Annotated in this window: 17 protein-coding genes; 8 read left to right on the forward strand and 9 right to left on the reverse strand. The window is 61.4% G+C overall.

What is annotated here, in order from left to right:
- Positions 1-54 precede the first annotated feature (54 nt).
- Together leuB and lpxE are read left to right on the forward strand one after the other, a co-directional pair.
- Positions 55-1,167, forward strand: coding sequence for a 3-isopropylmalate dehydrogenase (leuB, locus tag AC244Q_RS21950; protein ID WP_012759505.1), 1,113 nt, complete (start codon positions 55-57; stop codon positions 1,165-1,167).
- Between the two features lie 276 nt (positions 1,168-1,443).
- Positions 1,444-2,178: a lipid A 1-phosphatase LpxE gene (lpxE, locus tag AC244Q_RS21955; protein ID WP_080518565.1), complete on the forward strand. Its 735-nt coding sequence runs from the start codon at positions 1,444-1,446 to the stop codon at positions 2,176-2,178.
- Positions 2,179-2,294: 116 nt separating this feature from the next.
- On the opposite strand, the gene AC244Q_RS21960 is transcribed toward lpxE, so the two are convergent.
- From AC244Q_RS21960 to AC244Q_RS21980, 5 genes are all read right to left on the reverse strand, one after another.
- A complete protein-coding gene (locus tag AC244Q_RS21960; RefSeq protein WP_012759507.1) occupies positions 2,295-4,181 on the reverse strand; it encodes an MFS transporter in 1,887 nt (628 codons plus the stop codon).
- 246 nt (positions 4,182-4,427) lie between these two features.
- Positions 4,428-5,735, reverse strand: a complete 1,308-nt coding sequence (locus AC244Q_RS21965) for an ABC transporter permease (protein WP_113546686.1) — start codon at positions 5,733-5,735, stop codon at positions 4,428-4,430.
- Positions 5,732-6,424 carry an ABC transporter ATP-binding protein gene (locus tag AC244Q_RS21970; protein WP_012759509.1) on the reverse strand — a complete coding sequence of 231 codons (693 nt, stop codon included), beginning with the start codon at positions 6,422-6,424 and terminating at the stop codon, positions 5,732-5,734. The genes AC244Q_RS21965 and AC244Q_RS21970 overlap by 4 nt, the downstream gene beginning before the upstream one ends.
- 6 nt (positions 6,425-6,430) lie before the next feature.
- Positions 6,431-6,898 carry a hypothetical protein gene (locus AC244Q_RS21975; RefSeq protein ID WP_012759510.1) on the reverse strand — a complete coding sequence of 156 codons (468 nt, stop codon included), beginning with the start codon at positions 6,896-6,898 and terminating at the stop codon, positions 6,431-6,433.
- A gap of 95 nt (positions 6,899-6,993) precedes the next feature.
- Positions 6,994-8,748, reverse strand: coding sequence for an alkaline phosphatase (locus tag AC244Q_RS21980; RefSeq protein WP_128407779.1), 1,755 nt, complete (start codon positions 8,746-8,748; stop codon positions 6,994-6,996).
- 87 nt (positions 8,749-8,835) lie between these two features.
- On the opposite strand from AC244Q_RS21980, the gene AC244Q_RS21985 reads away from it, so the two are divergent.
- The 3 genes from AC244Q_RS21985 (at position 8,836) to AC244Q_RS21995 (ending at position 11,292) form a co-directional block, all read left to right on the forward strand.
- On the forward strand, positions 8,836-9,048 hold the full coding sequence (locus tag AC244Q_RS21985) for a hypothetical protein (protein ID WP_113546683.1): 213 nt from the start codon (positions 8,836-8,838) through the stop codon (positions 9,046-9,048).
- A 111-nt stretch (positions 9,049-9,159) separates the two neighbouring features.
- A complete protein-coding gene (locus tag AC244Q_RS21990; protein ID WP_012759513.1) occupies positions 9,160-10,194 on the forward strand; it encodes an aspartate-semialdehyde dehydrogenase in 1,035 nt (344 codons plus the stop codon).
- A 276-nt stretch (positions 10,195-10,470) separates the two neighbouring features.
- Positions 10,471-11,292, forward strand: coding sequence for a lytic murein transglycosylase (locus tag AC244Q_RS21995; RefSeq protein WP_113546781.1), 822 nt, complete (start codon positions 10,471-10,473; stop codon positions 11,290-11,292).
- Between the two features lie 64 nt (positions 11,293-11,356).
- Here the strand turns inward: AC244Q_RS21995 and AC244Q_RS22000 are convergent, their stop codons facing one another.
- From AC244Q_RS22000 to pdxY, 3 genes are all read right to left on the reverse strand, one after another.
- On the reverse strand, positions 11,357-12,976 hold the full coding sequence (locus AC244Q_RS22000) for a GGDEF domain-containing protein (protein WP_113546682.1): 1,620 nt from the start codon (positions 12,974-12,976) through the stop codon (positions 11,357-11,359).
- Between the two features lie 96 nt (positions 12,977-13,072).
- The gene (locus AC244Q_RS22005) at positions 13,073-13,714 is read right to left on the reverse strand and encodes a carbonic anhydrase (RefSeq protein ID WP_113546681.1); all 642 of its coding nucleotides are present in this window, start codon (positions 13,712-13,714) and stop codon (positions 13,073-13,075) included.
- A 71-nt stretch (positions 13,715-13,785) separates the two neighbouring features.
- The gene (pdxY, locus tag AC244Q_RS22010) at positions 13,786-14,661 is read right to left on the reverse strand and encodes a pyridoxal kinase PdxY (RefSeq protein WP_113546680.1); all 876 of its coding nucleotides are present in this window, start codon (positions 14,659-14,661) and stop codon (positions 13,786-13,788) included.
- Here pdxY and AC244Q_RS22015 point away from each other — a divergent pair.
- The 3 genes from AC244Q_RS22015 (at position 14,633) to AC244Q_RS22025 (ending at position 21,129) form a co-directional block, all read left to right on the forward strand.
- Positions 14,633-14,875: a hypothetical protein gene (locus AC244Q_RS22015; protein WP_206641044.1), complete on the forward strand. Its 243-nt coding sequence runs from the start codon at positions 14,633-14,635 to the stop codon at positions 14,873-14,875. The two genes, pdxY and AC244Q_RS22015, sit on opposite strands and share 29 nt — an antisense overlap.
- 62 nt (positions 14,876-14,937) lie before the next feature.
- Positions 14,938-19,713 (forward strand): NAD-glutamate dehydrogenase, encoded by a 4,776-nt coding sequence (locus AC244Q_RS22020; RefSeq protein WP_128405983.1) that lies wholly within the window; start codon positions 14,938-14,940, stop codon positions 19,711-19,713.
- 27 nt (positions 19,714-19,740) lie between these two features.
- Entirely contained in the window at positions 19,741-21,129 is a 1,389-nt protein-coding gene (locus tag AC244Q_RS22025) for an MFS transporter (protein WP_113546678.1), read from the forward strand.
- A 52-nt stretch (positions 21,130-21,181) separates the two neighbouring features.
- On the opposite strand, the gene purH is transcribed toward AC244Q_RS22025, so the two are convergent.
- On the reverse strand, positions 21,182-22,798 hold the full coding sequence (purH, locus tag AC244Q_RS22030; RefSeq protein WP_113546677.1) for a bifunctional phosphoribosylaminoimidazolecarboxamide formyltransferase/IMP cyclohydrolase: 1,617 nt from the start codon (positions 22,796-22,798) through the stop codon (positions 21,182-21,184).
- Positions 22,799-22,949 lie beyond the last annotated feature (151 nt).

Below are 22,949 nucleotides of genomic sequence, written 5' to 3' on the forward strand. Positions count from 1 at the left end.
ATGCCCAATTCCGGGGTCTAAGAAACCGCAACTTGTTTTTCCCAGGAGGGTTTCATGACAGCGCGCAATCTTTTCCTGCTGCCGGGTGACGGCATCGGTCCCGAGGCCATGGGCGAGGTCCGCAAGATCATCGCCTATATGAACGAGGCGATGAATGCCGGTTTTGTCACCGACGAAGGCCTTGTCGGCGGTTGCGCCTATGATGCGCATGGCGCTGCGATCTCGGAAGCCGACATGCAGAAGGCGATTGCCGCCGATGCCGTTCTGTTCGGCGCCGTCGGCGGCCCGAAATGGGATAGCGTGCCTTATGAAGTGCGCCCGGAAGCCGGCCTGCTGCGCCTGCGCAAGGATCTGCAGCTCTTCGCAAACCTGCGCCCCGCCATTTGCTATCCGGCCCTTGCTGCGGCATCGTCGCTGAAGCCGGAGCTGGTCGAAGGCCTCGATATCCTCATCATCCGCGAGCTGACGGGCGGCGTCTATTTCGGCGAGCCGAAGGAGATCATCGACCTCGGCAACGGCCAGAAGCGCGGCATCGACACGCAAGTCTACGATACCTACGAGATCGAGCGCATCGCCGGCGTCGCCTTCGAAATGGCCCGCACGCGGCAGAATCGCGTCTGCTCCATGGAAAAGCGCAACGTCATGAAGTCGGGCGTGCTCTGGAACCAGGTGGTGACCGAAACGCATAAGGCGAAATATTCCGACGTCCAGCTCGAACACATGCTGGCCGATGCCGGCGGCATGCAACTGGTGCGCCAGCCCAAACAGTTCGACGTGATCGTCACCGACAATCTCTTCGGCGACATGCTCTCCGACGTCGCCGCCATGCTGACCGGTTCGCTCGGCATGTTGCCATCGGCCTCGCTCGGCGCGCCTGACGGCAAGACCGGCAAGCGCAAGGCGCTTTACGAGCCGGTGCACGGCTCGGCCCCTGACATCGCCGGCAAGGGTATCGCCAATCCGATCGCCATGATCGCCTCCTTCGCCATGTGCCTGCGCTACTCCTTCAATCTGGTGAAGGAAGCCGACGATCTGGAAAAGGCGATCGCCAACGTGCTCGACAAGGGCATCCGCACCGGTGACATCATGGCCGATGGTGCAAGGCAGGTCGGCACCATCGAGATGGGCGACGCGATCCTCGCCGAGTTCAAGACGCTTTCCGCCTGATATTTCACGTGAAACAGTTCCGGCCCTTCGCAGGATTCTTGCGGAGGGCTTTTTTCTCAAGACCGCGAGCCCTATCGGCTCGGTCGAATTATCCCAAGCAGACTATCCTCGGCCACAATCTCGTGTATTTTTGCGCCGGATTTTAACCAGTGCATAACCTCGAAATCGGAATCGATGTTCGGAAAGCATTGTGCGCCAATTCAAAGTGATAGAGCGTCCTTAGTGCATCCTGTTGGACGCGCGGCGCTCTAGAGCAAAATTCGAACGGACGACGGAATGCGGGCATTTTGGGCTTCCCTAAACAGGCGCTGGCACCGGAGCAATGCCGGCATGCCGCCTTTGCGCTGGCAGACCTGCCTTTTCATCACGCTGAATGCCGTGATCCTTTCCATGCTGCTCTTCGATGCACCGATCGGCGCCAGCAAGGCTCCTGCACCGGTGAAGCACCTCGGCGAAATGCTGACCGGTTTCGGCGATTCCGCCTGGCTGATCTACACCAGCATCCTGCTGTTCTTTCAGGGCCGGGCAGGCTACAAGCTTGTGAAGACAGCGCGCTCCAAGGCGCAGGCGCTCTATGTCAGCTGGATCGGCGCTTATCTCTTCATCACAGTCGTCTTCTCCGGGCTTCTCGCCAATCTGCTGAAGCGGGCGATCGGCAGGGCACGTCCCGATCATTTCCATGACTACGGTATGTTTTCCTTCACGCCCTTTTCGGGCCATTCCGCTTTCGAAAGTTTCCCGTCCGGCCATTCCACCACGGTCGGCGCCTTCTTCGCCGCCTTCGCCCTGCTGTTTCCACGCTACCGTGTTGCCTTCATAGCCTGCGCCATCTGGCTCGCCATGACGCGTGTCATGGTCGGCGCCCATTATCCGAGCGACGTCATCGCCGGCCTTGCCTTCGGCGCCTGGTTCTCGCTGCTGACGGCGATCGTCTTTGCCCGCTGCGGCTTGCTCTTCAAGCTGGCGCCGGATGGCTGGCCGCTCTCGAAGCGGCTGTTTCGCACTGCATGATTCAAAATGTTACAGCGTCCTTTGCGTCCGAAAAGACGCGCGGCGCTGTAATATGCAAAAGCCCGGCGCCTTGTGCGCCGGGCTTTTTCTAAGCAAGGATTGGCTCAATCCGCCGCTCAATCCATGGCGTGGATATCCCTGTTCTTCGTTTCCGGCAGGAAGATCAAGCCGATCACCAGCGTGATCGTCGCAAAGACGATCGGGTACCAGAGACCGTAGTAGATATCGCCCGCGGCAGCGCTCATCGCGAAGGCCGTCGCCGGAAGCAGGCCACCGAACCAGCCGTTGCCAATGTGATAGGGCAGCGACATGCCGGTATAGCGGATGCGGGTCGGGAAAAGCTCGACCAGCAGAGCGGCGATCGGGCCGTAGACCATCGTCACATAGAAGACAAGGACGAACAGCACGGCGATCGTGCCGATCCAGTTAACGCGAGCCGGATCGGCGACCATGGCGAAGGTGCCGCCATTGGCGATATTGTAGACCGTCATGTCGGTGACGCCATTGGCCTCATCCGCGGTCAGCAGCTTGGTCTCGACCAGCTTGGCCGCAGGCACGGTTTCCTTCTCGCCGGCGCGCACGGCATCGGCGTTGAGCGACAGCTCGGGATTGGCTGCGATGAAGGCGTCGAGCTTGGCATCCGGCACCTTGACGGCGCCGCGGTTCAGCGGATAGCCGGCATCGTGGAGCGCGATGTTGACGCTCTTTTCGAAGGCGGCGGTCATCCCCTTCGCCTTGTCGCCGGCAGCGACGACGTCGAAGCTTGGGATCGTCGCGTTGCCGACCTTCACCGTTGCCGGCTGTCCGGCGGTACCGGGCACAACGTCGTAAGGCACCGAGTTCCTGGTCAGGAACGCCGTTGCCACGTCGCAGGAACTGGTGAACTTCGTCGTCCCGGTCGGGTTGAACTGGAACCTGCAATCAGCCGGATCGGCCGTCACCGTTGCCCGAATCGAAGCCTGCGCTTCGGCAAGCGCCGGGTTCGCCGTCCAGGTCATCGCCTTGAACAGCGGATTATAGGTCACCGCCGCAATGAAAAGGCCTGCCATGATGATCGGCTTGCGGCCAATCTTGTCGGAGAGACCGCCGAAGATGACGAAGAAGGGCGTGCCGAGGAGAAGTGCGATGGCCACCATGACATTGGCCGAAAACAGGTCCACCTTCAGCACGTTCTGCAGGAAGAACAGCGCATAGAACTGGCCGCCGTACCAGACGACCGCCTGGCCCATGGTGGCGCCGAGCAGCGCGATGATCGCGATCTTGGCATTTTTCCACGTCCCGAAGGCCTCGGTCAGCGGCGCCTTGGAGCCTTTGCCTTCTGCCTTCATCCGCTGGAACGCCGGCGATTCGTTCATCCTCAGGCGGATCCAGACGGAAATGCCGAGCAGGACGACCGAGACCAGGAACGGAATGCGCCAGCCCCAGGCGGCAAACTGAGCCGCACCCATCAGATATTGAACCAGGACGATGACGATCAGCGACAGGAACAGGCCGAGCGTTGCCGTCGTCTGGATCCACGAGGTGAAGTAGCCGCGGCGCCCGTTCGGCGCATGTTCGGCGACATAGGTGGCCGCGCCGCCATATTCACCGCCCAGCGCCAGACCCTGGAGCAGACGGAGCGCGATCAGGATGATCGGGGCTGCGATACCGATCGTGGCGGCACCCGGCAGGATGCCGACGAGGAAGGTCGACAGACCCATGATCATGATCGTCATCAGGAAGGTGTATTTACGGCCGACGAGATCGCCGAGACGGCCGAACACCAGCGCGCCGAAGGGGCGCACCAGGAAGCCGGCGGCAAAGGCGAGCAACGTGAAGATGTTACGCGTTGCCTCGGGATATTGGGTGAAATAGGTCGCGCCGATATAGGTGGCGAGCGAACCATAGAGATAGAAATCGTACCATTCGAAAACGGTGCCGAGCGAAGAGGCGAAGATGACCTTCTTCTCCTCACCGGTCATCGGACCGGCCTTTGCGCCGTCGATGCTTGCGACATTTGCCATTGTCTGTCCTCCACAGAGTGATGATCACGCGCGCGACCTACTCTCCTCAAAGCATACCCCTGGCCGCGACACGCCTGACGGGAGTGTGCCAGAAACGACAGATCAAAAAGAGAGAGGCTTTCGGATTATGACTTTAGTCTAAGAATGACGCGCGGTTCTCATGCGTATCAGGCCCGCCGCCGCCCGCGAGGATTGCGCTGCCGGAGCTTTCGAAGCAGGTTTCACGCGGTTTGTGATGTGGACCCGTTACGCTCTCAGCGCCTGCGCCGGCGATTGCCGATAGGCGAGCACTGCCGGCAGCGCAGCGAGAATTGTGGCAAAGGCAAGCAGCACTGCCGCAAGCCAGGCGTCTTCACGGGCGAAGCCGACCGGCATCGCGACCCCGCTCGTTTGCGAAAACATGCCGGACAAGATGAGAGCCGCGGCATAACCGAGTACGAATCCGAGGGCGATGCCGACCGCCATCAGGAAGAAGAATTCCAGCCAGACGATGCCGAAAATCGCCCCGCGCGGGGCGCCGAAGGCCCTCAGCGCGCCGATCTGCCGACGGCGCTGGCCGATATGGATGACCGTGACCAGCACCAGCGAGGCTGCGACGAGAGCCTGCGCGCCGGAGGCGACCGCGACGAGGATCTGTTTGGCGTCGCCGAGCGTGGCGTAGAGATTGGTCAGCACCTCGCCGGGAAAAACGGCGACGGTATTGCCGCTACGATAGTCCTGCCGCAGCTTGTAGGCATCGGCAATCGTCTTCGGCTTGACCAGAATGGCGGGAAGGCCTGGAGCGCCCGCAGTCCAGCTCTCATCAAGCGCGGCATCCGGATCGGCCTCGCCGTGATGCTCATGCCCATCGTGGTCAGCGCCGGCTTTCTCAGGCGCATGAGCAGGTTCAGCGTTATCCGTTCCGGACGCCGCTTCATGCTCGTGCTCACCGTCTTCCGCATGTTCCTCCGCCTCCATGCCATGGATGTGCCAGACGGCCTGGATGGGAACGAGAATCGCCCGGTCCCAGGCGGTGCCGGTCGGCCGCAAGCGGCCGGCGATATGATAGACAAGCTCTGTATGGGTCTCTCCGCCCTCTTCCAGCGACCCGTGCATCGGCTTGATCTCGCCGCCGAGCGACAGCTTGACGGCCGCGCCGATCACGGCTTCGCCCTCGTGTGAGAAAATCTCGCCTTCGGCCAAGCCGCCGGACAGGTTCTGCGCCAGCATGGTCGTCGTGCCGACGATCGGATAGCCGGAGAAGGAATCGCCAAAGCCGATCGGAGCTGCCCAATCGACCCGTGGATCCGCGGCAAGCTTGCCCAGCACTTCGCCTGGCATCAGCGGCAAAGGCGAGGGCTGCAGGAAGACGGAGGACAGCACGAGCTGCGTCTCGCTGCCGCCGGCGCCGATGACAAGATCGAACTTGTCGGCAGCGCGTGCGCTGCCGAGACGAAGCGCCCGCTCCTGCAGGACGACAGAAACGCCAAGCGCGGTCGCAAGCGCCACCAGCAGCACGACCACCAGCGATCCCACCCAGAGGCGACGAAGATCGGAAAGGATGAAGCAGATCATGCAGCTTCTCCCGCCGTTGCCGCGGAATCTTCGCGGATCCGGCCGGAACCGAAGGTGATGCGCCGGTCGAGGCGGCTGGCCAAGCGGTGGTCGTGTGAAATGACGATCAGCGTGCTGCCTTCGGCAATGGCCAGATCGAGGATGAGATCGCCGACCGCCTCGCCGCTTTGGGCATCGAGGCTTGCGGTCGGCTCGTCGGCGATGATGACGCCGGGCTTGCGCAGCAGTGCTCGGCCGATCGCCACGCGCTGCATCTCGCCGCGCGACATGGTTTCGATTTTCTGGCCGGGGCGGGAAAGACCGACCGTGCTCAAAAGCGCATGCGCCCGCTCGATGACATCAGCCGTGGCAGCGCCGGCAAGCCGCGCCGGCAGGAGTACGTTCTCCAGCGCCGACAGGCCGGCAAAGAGATGAAACTCCTGCATGACCAGGCCGATATTGGCGGCACGGAACCGGTCGCGCCGGCTTTCTGAAAAACCCGCGATATCCTCGCCGTTCCAGCGGATGCGGCCTTGCCGTGTCCGCTCCAGCCCGGCAACAATATTGACGAAGGTGCTCTTTCCGGAGCCGGAAGCGCCTGTAATGGCGACCCTGCTGCCGGCATCGATCGACAGGCGGCCGATCGCCAGTGCCGGCGAGGACAGGCCCGGGAAGGCAACGGTCAGGTTTTCGATATCGAGAGCGAGCATATCGGTTCAGACGACGGAATATTCGGCCTGGCGGATCCGCAGCAGGCTGACGAAGCCTGTCTCCGGATCCGTCCACGAACCGTATTCAAGCGTCCCACGCACTTCGATCGTCTGGCGCGACTGCACGAAGGTCTGCTTCTCGCCGAGATAGACGACGACGATATTGTCCGGCCAGTCCGCATCCGAGGAACAGAAGGGGCAGAGCGACATCGGCACCTCGGTGAGCACGAAGAACTGGGCCTCGGCTTTCAATGGCGGCGCCATGAAACCTTCCATGCTGATCCCTTCGCCGGCAAGGCGCTTCACCTTGTCGGAGAATTCGAGGCCGAGCACGCCGAACTTGCCGTAAAGTTCATCGAAGCTGATCAAGGAATCCGCAGCAGAACTCGGGCGCGCAACAGCGGCCAAGGCCAGCGTGCCGATGGTGCCGATCAGGCCGCGGCGGCTGAGATACAGCGAAGGGAGCTTTTCCATGGCGATCTCCAAGAATGAAATCCCGGCCGCTGAACGGCCGGGACTTGATCGATAAAAGAGGCCAGGCCGGCAACAGGCCTGGCCGGATCCGCAGATCAGTTCGTCTGCTCGGCGCCGAGAGCGAAGGTGTCGGCGAGCACGCGATAGACGTCGCTCTGTTCCATGTAACCATGGAAGCCTTCGGCGCCCGGCCCAGCCGATTGCAGAACGACGTCATCGACGGCGTGGACGCCACTATCGCCGCTCTTCGGAATATTGCCCTGAACGAAGACCGCGCCGGGAACATCCTTATACTGCTCGTTGGCGACATATTCCTTCTTTTCGTTCTGGACAGCCGGAACGAACGGACCATCGAGCTTCGGACGGAAGGTCTCGTAGTGATCGGGGCCATTGTTGGCACTCAGGAACAGGCGGCGGCTGACGTCGACCTTATCGGGATAGCCGTCGCCGTTTTCGTCCTTGTAGTTCGGGAAGCCGGCTTCGGCATAGGTCCCGACCTTTTCGCGCATGTCCGTGCCCGGCTTTTCATCATCGACAGTACCGATGATGGATACGCCGTGCGTATGGTCGCCGGTGACGACGATCAGCGTCTCCGGATGGGCCTTCTGGAATTCGCGGGCAACGCCGATGGCCTGGTCGAATTCGATGGTTTCGTAGACGGCACGATCCCAATCGAGCGGATGGGACATTTTGTCGATCGAGGAGCCTTCGACCATCAAGAAGAAGCCATCAGGATTCTTCGAGAGGCGGTCGAGCGCAACCTTGGTCATGGCGACGAGGCCCGGCTGGTTCGGGAACTTGTCGACGGTGCCCTTCTTCAGGAACTCGCGATCAAGCGTGACGTCCATATTGCCGGTGTGGAAGAGACCGAGGAGATTGCCTTCAGCCGATGCATCGGCTGCGAGCTCGTTCTTGTCGGTGGCAAGCTTATAGCCGGCATCCTGAAACTGCTTGATGTAGTCCTGATTGTCCTTGCGCTTGGAACCGGCGACTTCCTTGCCGAGGAAATAGGCCGAGCCGCCGCCAAGGAGGACTTCCGGCTTGACGTCGAGCAGCATGCCGACGACGTCGGCCTTGTCGTTGCGGTTGCGGGTGTGAGCAACGACCGCAGCCGGCGTGGCGTCTTCGACCTCGGCCGTTGCAACGATACCGATCGACTTCTTGGTCAGGCGGCGAACGGCTTCTGCGAAGGTTTCAACACGCGGATCATCGAGGGAGGCCGGCGTACGGTCCGCGTAAACGCCGATCGCGTTGACGGCCGTCTTGTGACCCGTCATGTAGGCCGACATGGTGTTGGCTGAGTCCGTATCGACGGCATTCGTCGCCGACGTGCCGATAAAAGCCATACGCTCGAGATCGTCCATATTCAGGCGGCCATTCGCCTTACCTTCGGTCATGCCCTTGGACATGATGCGGGCAGCGGTGCGATGCGCAACGGAAAGCCCGTCACCCAGCAGGAAGATGATGTTCTTGGCCTTCGGCTGGGCGGCTGTTTCGTAAACTTTCCAGGTGACGGACTTCGTTTCGTCGCCGGCAGCGACTTCGATCTTGTAGTCGCCCGGAGCCGAAATCTTCAGGCCGCGCAGCAGGATAGCGGAGCCGAGAGCCTTGTCGTCCTTGCCCTTTTCCAGTTCGACGAACTGCGCCTCGCCCCCAAGCACGGTCTTGTAGTCCTGGCCATTGACCGTGATCTTCACGTCTTCGGGCTTGACCTGCTTGTTGAGCTCGACCTTGAAATCGAACGGCGAACCGGCAAGGATCGTCGCGCGATCAAGCGGATAGACCGTCGTCGCCTGAGCGGCGCCCGCAAGGATGATGGTGGCCGCAAAGACGGCAAGAAGCGTACGCATGGAAAACCCCCGTTTTCGTTGCAGACATTAACAACCGCGCCGGGATACCCCCCGAGGATGACAGCGGCATGACAAAACGTCGCAGCATTGCGGCCGCCGCTTTCGCCTGCCGGCTCTGAGCGCAAAAACCTTGACTCCTGTGGAAAACCTTCTAAGAGCAACTTCGGAAAAGGAATCTCCATGGTTCGCGACGAACACGCCATTGCCGAATGCAATGACCGGGCACCGGTTGCCGGGGTGGACATTGCCGTTCCGGTTTCTGCCAAAACCAAGGCCAAAACGACGACGAAAACCGTCTGACGTCTCTGGCCTGCCGCTCTCTCCCCGGCTCGGCTGGGGACAGGAAGACGCGATTAATCGCGCCTTTCCCCTCACCGGACAAGAGGAGAGAAGAGAAAGAGAGCTTGAGAAATGGGTTTCAAAGTAGCAGTTGCGGGAGCGACCGGAAATGTTGGCCGGGAGATGCTCAATATCCTCTCCGAGCGAGGCTTCCCCGCCGATGAGGTCGTGGCACTCGCCTCCTCGCGTTCGCAGGGCACCGAGGTTTCCTACGGTGACCGGACGCTGAAGGTTTCCAATCTGGAGAATTACGATTTCTCCGATACCGACATCTGCCTGATGTCGGCCGGCGGCGAGGTCTCCAAGAAGTTCTCGCCGAAGATCGGCCAGCAGGGCTGCATCGTCATCGACAATTCCTCGGCCTGGCGCTACGACGCCGACGTGCCGCTGATCGTGCCGGAAGTGAACCCGGATGCTATCAGCCAGTTCACCAAGCGCAACATCATCGCCAATCCGAATTGCTCGACCGCCCAGCTGGTGGTGGCGTTGAAGCCGCTGCACGACTTTGCCAAGATCAAGCGCGTCGTCATCTCGACCTACCAGTCGGTCTCCGGCGCCGGCAAGGACGGTATGGACGAGCTCTTCAATCAGACGCGCGCCGTCTTCGTCGCCGATCCGATCGAGAACAAGAAGTTCACCAAGCGTATTGCCTTTAATGTCATCCCGCACATCGACGTCTTCATGGAGGACGGCTACACCAAGGAAGAGTGGAAGGTGCTGGCCGAGACGAAGAAGATGCTCGACCCGAAGATCAAGGTGACCTGCACCGCGGTGCGCGTGCCGGTTTTCATCGGTCATTCGGAATCGGTCAACATCGAATTCGAAAACGAGATCACCGCCGACCAGGCCCGCGACATCCTGCGCGATGCACCGGGCTGCCTCGTCATCGACAAGCGCGAGGATGGCGGCTACATCACGCCATATGAATCCGCCGGCGAGGATGCGACCTACATCTCGCGCATCCGCGAGGATGCGACGGTCGAAAACGGCCTCAACATCTGGGTGGTCTCCGACAATCTGCGCAAGGGCGCTGCGTTGAACGCCATCCAGATCGCCGAGCTGCTCGTCAATCGTGGTCTCGTCAAGCCGCGCAAGCAGGCTGCCTGATACCATTTGTAAACCATAATATGCTAAAGCCCTGCTGATGATGAAGGCAGGGCTTTTGCCGAATTATGGACGCTTCTTGTCCATAAGCGCTTGCTGAAAAAGGTGACCGTGACAAGATCGCCTTCGGCTGGCATTCTGCCCGGCATCAAGCCAAAGCATGCCGTCCAAAACCGTGCAGCGGTTCGGGACAGCGACATGAACAGAATGAAGACTTTGAGCGCGTCGCATGGCCCGATCGGCCGCGGCGCGCTTCAGCAGACCGGAGCGGGGTTTCTCATGCGCATGACAACATTTTTTCTGGCGGCGTTTACGGCGGCGGGCGTCCTCCACGCGTTGCCGGCAGCGGCCCAGGGCGCTCAATGCGGCAATAATAGTAGCGGTTTCGGTGCATGGGTCGCCGACTTCAAGCAGGAAGCGGTGGCAAACGGCGTCAGCCGCTCGGTCCTCGACCGCGCCTTCGCCAACGTCAATTACAACAAACCGACGATCGCCGCCGACCGAGGCCAGAAGAGCTTCAAGCTCTCCTTCGACGCTTTCATGCAGAAGCGCGGCGGTGCCACGGTCATCTCCCGCGGCCGCAGCATGAAGGCAGCCAATAAGGCGCTTTTTGCCTCGATCGAGCGCCGTTTCGGCGTTCCGGCCGGCCCGCTGGTTGCCATCTGGGGCATGGAGACCGGTTTCGGCAGCTATATGGGCAACCAGCATACGCTGTCGGCCGTTTCGACCCTTGCCTATGACTGCCGTCGTTCGGACTATTTCACCGACCAGCTCTATGCAGCACTCCAGCTCGTCTCGGAGGGTTATCTGAGCCCACAGGCCAAGGGCGCTGCCCATGGGGAAATCGGCCAGACGCAGTTTCTGCCGCGCAATGTCGTGCGCTTCGGCGCCGACGGCGACGGCGACGGCCGCGTCGACATGGTCGGTTCCCGCGCCGATGCACTGGCCTCGACGGCGAATTTCCTCAAGGGCCACGGCTGGCGCGCCGGCGCCGGCTATCAGCCGGGAGAGCCGAATTTCGTCGCCATTCAGGGCTGGAACGCCGCCAGCGTCTACCAGCAGGCGATCGCCTATATCGGCCAACAGATCGACGGCAGATAGGCCTTCACGGCAGATAAGCCATCATCGACCAATCCCGAAACGCCGCTGCGATATGCGGCGTTTTTCATTTGCGGAAATCAAAGCCGCCGCCCGACACCGCCTTGCGTCGCTCCTCCTGGGCCGGGGCCGGCAGGGTCGGTCCCGAGACGACGCAGTTGCGGCCGGAGGCCTTGGCGGCGTAAAGCGCCAGGTCGGCGCGTTTGACCAGATCCTCGAAGTTCCGGTTGGTGGCTTCATTTGTCCGGCCGGCGCATCCGAAACTTGCCGTCACCTTGAGAACATCGCCGCTCGGCAGGGGGATTTCCGCCGCCTCGATCGCCAGCCGCACACGCTCGGCAACGATTGCAGCATCGTCAGGCGTCGAATCCGGCAGAAGCGCCAGGAACTCCTCGCCGCCATGGCGCACCAAGAGATCGAAGGAACGAAAATTCTCACGCGCGACGCCCGCGACATGCCGGAGCACGGCATCGCCGGCATCATGCCCGTGAACGTCGTTGATCTTCTTGAAATGATCGAGGTCGAACAGCACGACGGAAATCCAGCGCGATCCGTGCTCGGCCTGTGTGAGAAGTGCGGATGCGGCGACCTCGAAGCCGCGCCTGTTGTAAAGACCGGTCAGAAGATCGGTCTGGGCGGCGCTGCGCAACTCGCCGACCAGCGTCTCCCGATCCTGGGTCAGCCGGTCGATCAGGCGCAGGCCCCTTGCCGCCAGCAGCAGCACCAATGTGGCGAGTATCAGCAGGCCGGCACACAGCGCCAGAATCCGCGTCAGGTGTATGTGCGAGCGCGTCGAAAGGTTTTCGCCGGTCTCGTGAATATCCTGTGCGGCCTCGATCATCTTCTGCTGCAGGAAGCTCATGCGCTCGCTCTGCGCGGCGGCCCAGACGTCATGCACGGCGCGTGTCGGCCGCGATCCGGCGAGAATGGCATCGGTGATCGCATTCGCCTTTACCTGGCTGCTGCGGCCGAGATAAGCAACGATGTTGCGCACGACCGGCGCGGAGGAATGGAAAACCATGTGATCCATGCCCTCGCCGAGCATGACCTTGCCCTGCACGAAGAGCTCCACCGGCAATCTGGCGGAAACCCCTTGGTTGAGATAACGGGTGCCGATCCCGGTGATCAGCCTTTCGCCGTAATAGGTCAGCAGGATGCCCATCAGCTGGTTGGATTTCTCAAGCAGCACCGGATCGCTGATCAGCGGTGAAAGCGTATCGACGACGGCAAGCTGCTTGAGAGCCGCATACCAGTAGATGGAACCGGGATCGCTGCCGGCATAACGGCCCTGGTCGACGGCGCTGCGCGCCGCGACGATGCGGCTGTAGGCAAGGCTGAGAATCGATAATTCGCCGACGAGCCCCTCGTCGAGCGCATCGCGGGAGGGCAGGCTGGCATAAAAAGCGCGGCGTTCGCGATCGAGCGTCACCCGGCTTTGCTGCATATCGATGGCAGTCCTGCTGCTGGGATCTGCGAGGTAGCGGCGGGTGGCGCCAATTTCAGTCAGAATCTCCGTGGCGGCGATCGACCCGCCACGGGCAAGCACATCGGCGAACTGCCGGTCCTTTTCGAGGTTCCAGTATTGATTGACCGAAGAACGTATGACGACGACGCCTTCAATGAGCATGAAGACGAAGGGCAGCAGAATGGCGGCCAGAATAACCTTCTTGATGGTTTCGAACTTCATCGCCAATCGCCACGGTGATCAAAACGTCGGTCGTGCGCGACCAATTGACGGCGAGCTTAACAACAATCCTTAAAAAATTGATAAACCGGCATGCCCCTAGATTTCGGGACGAATGAAGTCGCGTGTCTCGGCGTCCATGACCCAGAGTTCGCCGGTCGAAATGTCGAACCAGGCGCCGTGGAGATGAAGTTTTCCCGCTTCCTCGAGCGCCTTGATGTCTGGGAAGCTTCTGAGATTGTTGATTGAATTGCGGATGGAGACACGCTCCAGCGCCGTCTGCCGCTCGGCGGCCGTCATCACGTCGTTGCTCTGGATCTGCTCGGCCGCGGGTTTGACCAGCGACATCCAGCGGCCGATGAAATCGCCGGGCGACAATGGCTCGGCATTCGGATCGAGTGCAGAGCGGATGCCGCCGCAGCGGCCATGGCCCATCACGACGATATCCGAGACCTTCAGCACCTGCACGGCAAATTCGAGTGCGGCCGAGGTCGAATGAAAATGACCGTCCGGCTCGTAGGGCGGCACCATGTTGGCGACGTTGCGGATGACGAAGAGCTCACCCGGGCCGGCATCGAAGATCAGCTCCGGTGCCGCGCGAGAATCCGAACAGGCAATGACAAGCGTATGGGGACTCTGACCGTTTTCGGCCAGCTGCCGATACCTGTCGCGGGCGTCGGCATAACGCCCGTTCATAAAGTTGCGATAGCCGTCCAGAAGGGGATTTGGAAAACGCTGCATGCTTCTGGATTAGCGCGCGCCGAAGACAAGATCAACTGCTGCACCGCAAAATGAACATATTGGCAGATGCATCATTTTTTCCGCCGCTGCGCCGGGTGCACGAGGCGGCGCATCTGCACCATGGCCATCGGCGTCGAAAGGCTGGAAGCATCGCTGGCCAGCATCAACTCGTTGCTGCCGCGCTTAACGGCACGCGCAAGCACCTCGAAGACGCTGGCGGTGGCAAGCTGCAGCGCCTTTTCGTCCTCGATCCCGGAAAGCAGGCGCGACAGGAAAACGGCGGCGATGAGGTCGCCGAGACCATTCGGCGGGTTTTCGACGACGCGATGCTCGGCAAGAAGGGCGTGACGGCCGGAAAGATAGAGATTGCCGGTACCGCCCGCCATCATCGGCACCGCCGAAGTGACGAGCATGCGCGCTGGTCCGAGCGCGAGCGCCGCCTCCATGATCGCGCTGTTGTCTTCAAGGGCTGCCCCCGAAAGCCATGCGAGCTCGTAGCGGTTCGGCGTCGCGAGCGAGGCGAGCGGAATGAGATGATCACGAATGGCCTCTGCGGTCGCTTCCGGCACGTAAAGGCCGCCGAGATCGCCCATCACGGGATCGCAGACATAGAGCAGATCGGGATTGTTTTGCCTTAGCGCAGCGATCAACCGGGCGACGGAGCGCGCCTGGGCAGCATTGCCGAAATAGCCCGAAAGCACCGCCTTGACTTCGCCGATCCAGGGTGCGCGGATCAGATCGTCGATCGCCGCGTCGAAATCCGTTTCCGCAAAAGTCAGCCGCGTCGAGCGGCCGTGGCCGGGATGCCAGGGCAGCACTATGGTCGGCAGGGCCCAGACCGGATGACCGAGCGTCTCCAGCGCAAAGACGGCTGCCCGGTTTCCGACCGAGCCACGCACCACATGGCTGGAGATGACGATGACTGCGCCCGCTGCATTTTCCGACATGATATACAAAATCCGAATGATGACCGGGTTTGATGATCTTTTTGACGCCACGCTGTCAACCATTCTTCATCTGAGCGTGGAAATGTTCGCCGGAACGAAAAACTGGAAGACGGGACTTTCGCTTTCGTTTGGCGAAGAAAGCGGAAAATCTCTTACAATTTCTCGTTTCCAGCGCCAAAAAGCGTCAAAGCAATCCTTCGGACCGCTCTTTTAGAGATTTTTTCGAAGAATCTTCTGCTAGCTTGCGGAAAATCAGACCATTGAGGGAGGCGATCCATGGCTGCCAGAAACAATCCGAAACGGGAAAAGCAGATCGAAAGCGCGCGCAAGATCGCCAAAGCGACAGGCGAGGCGCATCTCGATCCGGAAATTCTCTTCGGCCGGGCAAGCAATGACGATCTCGAACTCTATACGCCGGAAATGCTGGCGCTCTCCGCGGTGCATTCGGCAAAGGAACTCGACGCATGGAACGGCAAGGCGCCCCGCGTCAGCATCGACACCATTGCCGATGTGACGCCCGGTGGCATCGCCGTCTCGGTGCTTTCAGTCACCGACCGGAACATGCCTTTTCTGTTTGAATCGGTCATGGGCGAAGTGACGAGCACCTATCGTGACCTGTTCATGGCCGTGCATCCCATCCTGGTCATGGAAAAGGGCAAGGCGCCGGCGACTTATTCCGCCGATCACTCGAGCGATCCGGCCAACCGCGTCAGCCATATCCAGCTTCACATTGCTCCCCTCAATTCCACCCAGGCCGCTGATCTCGCCAAACGCATCGAAAAAGTCCTCGAACAGGTCCGCCTGTCGGTTTCCGACTGGAAGCCGATGCTTTCCAAGATCGACGGCGTGATCGCCGAGCTTGCGGCCAATGGCGCCAGCCGGAAGAAGGCCGATCGGGACGAGGCCGTCGCTTTCCTGACCTGGCTGCGCGATGAGAATTTCACGTTCCTCGGCATGCGAGAATACGTCTATTCCGGCAAGGGGACCGATGCCAGGGTCGAACGCGACAAGGGTGCTGGCCTCGGCATCCTTTCCAATCCCGATGTACTGGTGCTGCGCACCGGCAAGGACGCCGTGACGACGACACCTGAAATCCTTGCCTTCCTCGACGGCCCGGACTTCCTGATCGTCACCAAGGCGAACGTGAAATCGATCGTCCATCGCCGGGCCTATATGGATTATGTCGGCGTCAAGCGCTTCGACGCGGAGGGCAACGTCACCGGCGAACTGCGCATCGTCGGCCTTTTCACCTCGACCGCCTATACCTCGCTCGCCTCGGAAATCCCGCTGCTGCGTTCCAAGATCGAGAAGGTGAAGGAACATTTCGGCTTCGACCCGATGAGCCATTCCGGCCGCATGCTCGACAACACGCTGGAATCCTATCCGCGCGACGATCTTTTCCAGATCGACAAGACGCTGCTTGCAAGTTTTGCTGAACAGATCAACGACTTGGCCGATCGGCCGCGCGTCCGCGTCCTGCCGCGCATCGACCATTTCGACCGCTTCGTCTCGGTGATCACCTACGTGCCGCGCGAGGAGTATGACTCGATCGTCCGCGAACGGATCGGCACCTATCTGAAGACTGTCTATGACGGCCGTGTCTCGGCCTATTATCCGGCTTTCCCGGAAGGCGGCGTGGCCCGCGTGCATTTCATTATCGGCCGCTCGGGCGGCAAGACGCCACGCATTCCGCAGGCAAAGCTCGAGCAGGTGATCCGCGAAATCACCGCCCGCTGGGACGACCGTTTCGAGGCGCTGGCAGGCGCCAAGGCGCCGAAGATATCCGTCGACCAAGCCTTCCAGGATTCCTTCACTCCGGAGGAAACCGTGGCTGACCTCGCCGATATCGGTGCCTGCGCCGCCGGCGAACCACTGCGCATCCAGTTCTACCATCGTCAGGAAGAACAGGGCCGCACCCTTTCCTTGAAGATCTTCCACGCCGGCGGCCAGCTGGCGCTGTCGCGCCGCGTGCCGCTTCTCGAGAATCTCGGCTTCAACGTCGTCAGTGAACGCACTTTCGACATCGGGGTGCCGGCCGCCGATGGAGAAAAGAAACTCGTCGTGCTGCACGACATGGAGCTCGAGGCCCGCAATGGCGGTGAGATCGATCTGCAGCGTTACGGCGCCGCCCTCGAGGAAGGCTTCGTCGCCGCCTTCGCCGGCACGATCGACAATGACAGCTTCAACCGGCTGATCCTTTCGGCCGGGCTCTCGGCGCGCGAGACGAACGTGCTGCGCGCCTACGCGCGTTATCTCCGCCAGGCCGGCATCGCCTATTCGCAGGATTATATCGCGACGACGCTCGACAAATATCCCGGTGTCGCCGCCGCTATCTTTCGTCTCTTCCATGACACGCTCGACACCAGGCTTTCGGAGAAGATCCGCGTCAAGAAGCTTGCCGAACTGCACCAGGCGATCGAGGCCGAGCTTGCCAACGTGCCGAGCCTCGACGACGACCGTATCCTGCGCCGCTACGTCAACATCGTCGATGCGACGCTGCGCACCAATTATTTCCAGAAGCACCCGGATGGTTCGCCGAAACCGATGCTGGCCTTCAAGCTTGATCCGCATCTGGTCGACGGGCTGCCGCAGCCGAAACCCTTCCGCGAGATGTTCGTCTACGGCGTCGAGGTGGAAGGCGTGCACCTGCGCTTCGGCAAAGTGGCGCGCGGCGGCCTGCGCTGGTCGGATCGCGCCGAGGATTACCGCACCGAGGTGCTCGGCCTCGTCAAGGCGCAGCAGGTCAAGAACGCTGTCATCGTGCCGGTCGGCGCCAAGGGCGGTTTCTATCCGAAGAAGCTCCCTGTCGGCGGCAGCCGTGACGAGATCTTCAACGCCGGCCGCGAGGCCTACAAGACCTACATCCGCACGCTGCTTTCGATCACCGACAATATATCAGGCGCCGATATCGTGCCGCCGAAGGATACGGTCAGGCTCGACGGTGATGACCCTTATTTCGTCGTCGCGGCCGACAAGGGCACTGCGACCTTCTCCGACACCGCCAATGCACTGGCGCAGGAAGCCGGCTTCTGGCTGGACGACGCCTTTGCCTCCGGCGGCTCGGCCGGTTACGACCACAAGAAGATGGGCATCACTGCCCGCGGCGCCTGGGAAACCGCAAAACGCCATTTCCGCGAGATGGACATCGATATCCAGACGACGCCCTTCACTGTCGCCGGCGTCGGCGACATGTCCGGCGACGTCTTCGGCAACGGCATGCTGCTCTCTCCGAAGATCCGGCTCATTGCCGCCTTCGATCACCGCGACATTATCATCGATCCCGACCCCGATATGGAAAAGACACTGACTGAGCGCCAGCGGCTCTTCGACCTGCCGCGTTCAAGCTGGCAGGATTTCGACAAGAGCGTACTGTCGAAGGGTGCAATGATCATTTCGCGCGCAGCGAAATCGGTGACGCTGACGCCGGAAGCGGTTGCCGCGATCGGCATCGACAAGGCCGTGGCCACCCCCTTCGAGATCATGACGGCGATCCTGAAGAGCCCGGTCGATCTGCTCTGGTTCGGCGGCATCGGCACCTATGTGAAAGCGCCGTCCGAAACCGATGCCGAAGTCGGCGACCGCGCCAACGACCCGATTCGCGTCGCGGCGACAGAGGTGCGCGCCAAGGTGATCGGCGAGGGCGCAAACCTCGGCGTCACCCAGAAGGGCCGCATCGCCTATGGTCTCAAGGGCGGGCGCTGCAATTCCGACGCCATCGACAACTCGGCCGGCGTCAACACCTCGGACGTCGAGGTCAATATCAAGATCGCGTTGGCAGCCGCCATGCATGACGGACGCCTGACGCGTGCGAAGCGCGACCAGCTTCTTTCTTCGATGACCGGCGAAGTGGCGACCTTGGTGCTGCGCAACAACTACCTGCAGTCGCTGGCGATCTCACTGACAGAACGCAAGGGCACAGCAAACGGTCTGCAGCTTGGCCGCTTCATGACTGTGCTTGAGGGCGCCGGCCAGCTGAACCGCAAAGTCGAGACGCTGCCGGACGACCAGACCCTGGCCGAACGCTATACAGCCGGCAAGCCGCTGACGCGGCCGGAAATCGGCGTGCTGGTATCCTATGCCAAGATCGTACTCTTCGACGCGCTGGCCGCAAGCGATCTGCCGGACGATCCCTACTTCATCGCCACGCTTTTGAATTATTTCCCTGTGAAGATGCAGAAGTCGAATGCCGGCGATATCACCAGCCACCGCCTGAAGCGCGAAATCGTCGCGACCGTGCTTGCCAACGAAGCGATCAACCGTGGCGGACCAAGCTTCACCGTCGCCATGATGGACGCGACGGCAGCTTCGGCACCGGAAGTGGTGCGCGCCGCAATCGTTGCCCGCGACGGTTTCGACCTGACCCGCCTCTGGGCCGAGACGGACGCCCTGGACGGCAAGATAGCAGGCGAGATGCAGAACCGCATCTACGAGGAGATCGGCCACAGCTTTGTCGTGCTGACGCGCCTGCTGCTGAAGACGGGCATGACCAAGGCCGATATGGCGGAAGTGATTAGCCGGCTGCAGGCGGCCCTGAAGAAGCTGAAAACCGCCTTCGCCGGACAGGTGGCCGGCGAGGTCGCCGTGCGCCAGGCGGAGTACAGCCAGGCGGGCCTGCCCGAAAAACTTGCGGCCGAGATCGCCAGCCTCCCGATCTTCGCACTGGTGCCGGAGATCATGCAGATCGCAGAACGCACTGGTGAACCGCTGGTGCGCGCCGCCGAGAACTACATCGCCGTGTCGCAGACCTTCCGTATCGGCAGGCTGCTGGCGGCGGGCGGGCGGATCCTCACCTCAGACCATTACGAGAATCTGGCGCTTGCCCGCAGCATCGACCAAATCGCCAGCGCAAGGCGCGACATCGTCATCTCGGCCCTTTCCGATCACGGCAAGGAGAAGCTTCCCGTTCAAGCCTGGCATGCGCAGGATCGCATCCGCATCAACCGCATCCTCGAGGAGCTTTCAAGCCTCAGCGACGGCGGCGATCCCAATCTCGCGCGTATTACCGTTGCTGCAGGTATCCTGACCGATCTTGCGCGCGACCGGGCGAGGTGAGACAGTCCGCGTCAAAACAAGGAGCGGATGTTGAATCGCATTGACTGGACAGGAACGCAACCGCCGAAGGCCACGGAGAAGGGCATCTGGGGGTGGATGTTCTTCGACTGGGCAGCACAGCCCTTCTTTACCGTGGTCACAACCTTTATCTTCGGCCCCTATTTCGTTTCCCGCCTGACCGATGACCCGGTTTCCGCGCAGACGACGTGGAGCAACATGGCGACGATCTCCTCTGTGATCATCGCCCTGCTCTCACCCGTTCTCGGTTCGATCGCCGACCAGTCCGGCGCACGCAAACCTTGGATCGGCTTCTTCGCGATCATCAAGATCGCCAGCCTCTCCTGCCTGTGGTTTGCCGCACCCGGTTCGCCTATTGTCTATCCCGTCATTTTCATGATCCTCGCCTCGATCTCGGCCGAGTTTTCGATCGTCTTCAATGATTCGATGATGCCGCGCCTGGTCAGCAAGCACGAAGTCGGCAAGCTTTCCAACACCGCCTGGGGGCTCGGTTACCTCGGCGGCATCATTGTGCTCATTGCCGTCGTGACGCTTTTGGCGGCGAGCCCCGAGACCGGCAAGACCATCCTCGGTCTCGATCCGCTATTCGGCCTCGATCCTCAGACCGGTCAGGATGCACGCATCACCGGGCCGATCTCGGCCGTCTGGTATCTGATCTTCATCCTGCCGATGTTCTTCTTTACGCCGGATGTCGGCAGGGGTCTTCCCTTCGGCACCGCCGTCCGCTCCGGCTTGCGGGAACTCAGAAACACGCTTGGCGAACTCAGAGAACGCCGCGGCATCCTGACATTCCTCATCGCCCGCATGATTTATCAGGACGGCGTCAACGGCCTGCTGATCCTTGGCGGTATCTTCGCGGCCGGCATGTTCGGCTGGGCGACGATCGAGATCGGTATCTACGGCATCATCCTGAATGTTGTCGCGATCTTCGGCTGCCTGATCGCCGGCCGCGTCGACAAGAGCGTCGGTTCGAAGGTGACCGTCGTCATCAGCCTCACCATGCTGCTTCTCGCCACCATCGGCATCATCTCGACAGGACCGGGTTACACCCTATTCGGACTGATGCCACTGCCGACGGCCGATTCCGGCGGCCTTTTCGGTACTGCCGCGGAAAAGGCCTATATCCTCTATGGTTTGCTGATCGGGCTCGCCTTCGGGCCGGTGCAGGCCTCGTCGCGCTCCTATCTCGCCCGCAGCGTCAGCCCGGAGGAAGCCGGCCGCTACTTCGGCATCTACGCGCTTTCGGGCCGCGCCACCAGTTTCATGGCGACGCTGCTCTTCTCTCTGGTGACCTATATGAGCGGATCACCGCGGCTCGGGATGGCAACGCTGATCCTCTTTCTTGCCGGCGGACTGGTGCTCCTGTTCCGTACACCCTATCCAGCCGACCGGGCATAGGAACGAGCCCGATCAAGCCGGAGATGAGCGCGTGACCGCGCCCAACCCTCATTCAGTGCCGGAAATGGCGCATGCCGGTAAAGACCATCGCAACGCCGTGTTCATTGGCTGCATCGATGACCTCCTGGTCGCGCATCGAACCGCCCGGCTGGATAACCGCCGTCGCCCCCGCGGCGATCATCGACAGAAGACCGTCGGCAAAAGGCAGGAAGGCTTCGGAGGCGACCGCCGAGCCATGCGTCATCGGCACTGCGAGGCCGAGCGCCTTGGCAGCCTCTTCGGCCTTCAGCGCGGCAATGCGGGCGGAATCGACCCGGCTCATCTGGCCGGCGCCGATGCCAGCGGTCTGGCCGTCCTTGGCATAGACCACGGCGTTCGACTTCACATGTTTGCCGACCTTGAAGGCGAACTTCATGTCATCAAGTTCCTGCGCCGTCGGCGCACGCCTGGTGACGACCTTGAGTTCCAGATCCTCGACCATGCCGTTGTCGCGGCTCTGGACGAGCAGGCCCCCGGAAACGGTCTTTGCCGTCAGGCCCGCGGCACGCGGATCGGGCAGGCCACCGGCAGACAATAGTCGCAGGTTCGGTTTGCGGGCGACGATCGCCTTCGCCTCCTCCGTGACATCCGGCGCGATGATCACTTCGGTGAACAGCTTGACGATCTCTTCGGCCGTTTCGGCATCCAGCGTTTGGTTGAGCGCGATGATACCGCCGAAGGCGGAAACGGAATCGCAGGCGAGCGCCCGCCGATAGGCCTCGACCAGGCTCGATCCGGTGGCGACGCCGCAGGGATTGGCATGCTTGATGATCGCGCAGGCCGGCGCCCTCTCAGGCAGGAACTCGGCGACCAGCTCGTAGGCCGCATCCGTATCGTTGATATTGTTGTAGGAGAGCTGCTTGCCCTGGAGAAGAGCGGCCGTCGAAACACCCGGACGCTTCTCGCCGGTTACGTAGAAGGCGGCCTTCTGGTGCGGGTTTTCGCCGTAGCGCATCTCTTCCTTCAGCGCGCCGCCGATGACCCGGTGGCGCGGCGTGTCGATCGACAGCGCCTCAGCAAACCAATTGGAGATCATTGCATCATAGGCGGCGGTGCGGGCATAGGCTTTGGCAGCCATACGCTGGCGGAAGGCATAGGCGGTCTTGCCGTCATCTGCGGAAAGCTGCTCCAGCAGCTCGGCATAATCGGCCGGATCGGTCAAGGTTGTCACATAGGCATGGTTCTTGGCCGATGCGCGGATCATCGCCGGGCCGCCAATGTCGATATTCTCGACGGTCGTCGGATAATCGCCGCCGGCTGCGCGCACCTGCTCGAAGGGATAGAGGTTGATGACTGCGAGGTCGATGCCCTCGATGCCATGCGTTTTCATCGCTTCCTGGTGTTCGCTGTCGTCACGGATCGCCAGCAGGCCGCCATGCACCGTCGGATGCAACGTCTTCACACGCCCGTCCATGATCTCCGGAAAACCGGTGATTTCGGAGACATCGGTGACGGCAAGACCGGCCGCAGCGATCGCTTTATAGGTGCCGCCGGTCGAGAGCAGGCGCACACCTCTGGCAGACAAGGCGTGGGCGAGGTCGACGATCCCGGTCTTGTTGAAGACGGAGATGAGCGCGGTCTTGATTTCGACCTTGTCGGGGGCGGGGATCTTCTTGGAAATGACGGCCATGAAACCTTCTCCGTTCGGGCTTCGGGAGGACATCCGCAAGGGATGTTCGCATGCTGGCGTCGCGTTAGCACAGGTTTGCCGCCGCGCAAACAGGCCTCAGAGCAGATGTCGAAAGCACGAGCCTTTTTTGGACGGCATCGTACTCTACTCC

Source organism: Rhizobium sp. CB2179 (genome assembly GCF_057653455.1).

Coding starts and splice junctions, on each gene's coding strand:
- purH (WP_113546677.1), bottom strand. CDS start 22,798: ATGGCCGTCATTTCCAAGAAGATCCCCGCCCCCGACAAGGTCGAAATC.
- AC244Q_RS21995 (WP_113546781.1), top strand. CDS start 10,471: ATGCGCATGACAACATTTTTTCTGGCGGCGTTTACGGCGGCGGGCGTC.
- AC244Q_RS21965 (WP_113546686.1), bottom strand. CDS start 5,735: ATGATCTGCTTCATCCTTTCCGATCTTCGTCGCCTCTGGGTGGGATCG.
- AC244Q_RS22020 (WP_128405983.1), top strand. CDS start 14,938: ATGGCTGCCAGAAACAATCCGAAACGGGAAAAGCAGATCGAAAGCGCG.
- AC244Q_RS21970 (WP_012759509.1), bottom strand. CDS start 6,424: ATGCTCGCTCTCGATATCGAAAACCTGACCGTTGCCTTCCCGGGCCTG.
- AC244Q_RS22015 (WP_206641044.1), top strand. CDS start 14,633: ATGACTGCGCCCGCTGCATTTTCCGACATGATATACAAAATCCGAATG.
- AC244Q_RS21960 (WP_012759507.1), bottom strand. CDS start 4,181: ATGGCAAATGTCGCAAGCATCGACGGCGCAAAGGCCGGTCCGATGACC.
- AC244Q_RS22005 (WP_113546681.1), bottom strand. CDS start 13,714: ATGCAGCGTTTTCCAAATCCCCTTCTGGACGGCTATCGCAACTTTATG.
- AC244Q_RS21975 (WP_012759510.1), bottom strand. CDS start 6,898: ATGGAAAAGCTCCCTTCGCTGTATCTCAGCCGCCGCGGCCTGATCGGC.
- AC244Q_RS21990 (WP_012759513.1), top strand. CDS start 9,160: ATGGGTTTCAAAGTAGCAGTTGCGGGAGCGACCGGAAATGTTGGCCGG.
- pdxY (WP_113546680.1), bottom strand. CDS start 14,661: ATGTCGGAAAATGCAGCGGGCGCAGTCATCGTCATCTCCAGCCATGTG.
- lpxE (WP_080518565.1), top strand. CDS start 1,444: ATGCGGGCATTTTGGGCTTCCCTAAACAGGCGCTGGCACCGGAGCAAT.
- AC244Q_RS21980 (WP_128407779.1), bottom strand. CDS start 8,748: ATGCGTACGCTTCTTGCCGTCTTTGCGGCCACCATCATCCTTGCGGGC.
- AC244Q_RS22000 (WP_113546682.1), bottom strand. CDS start 12,976: ATGAAGTTCGAAACCATCAAGAAGGTTATTCTGGCCGCCATTCTGCTG.
- leuB (WP_012759505.1), top strand. CDS start 55: ATGACAGCGCGCAATCTTTTCCTGCTGCCGGGTGACGGCATCGGTCCC.
- AC244Q_RS22025 (WP_113546678.1), top strand. CDS start 19,741: ATGTTGAATCGCATTGACTGGACAGGAACGCAACCGCCGAAGGCCACG.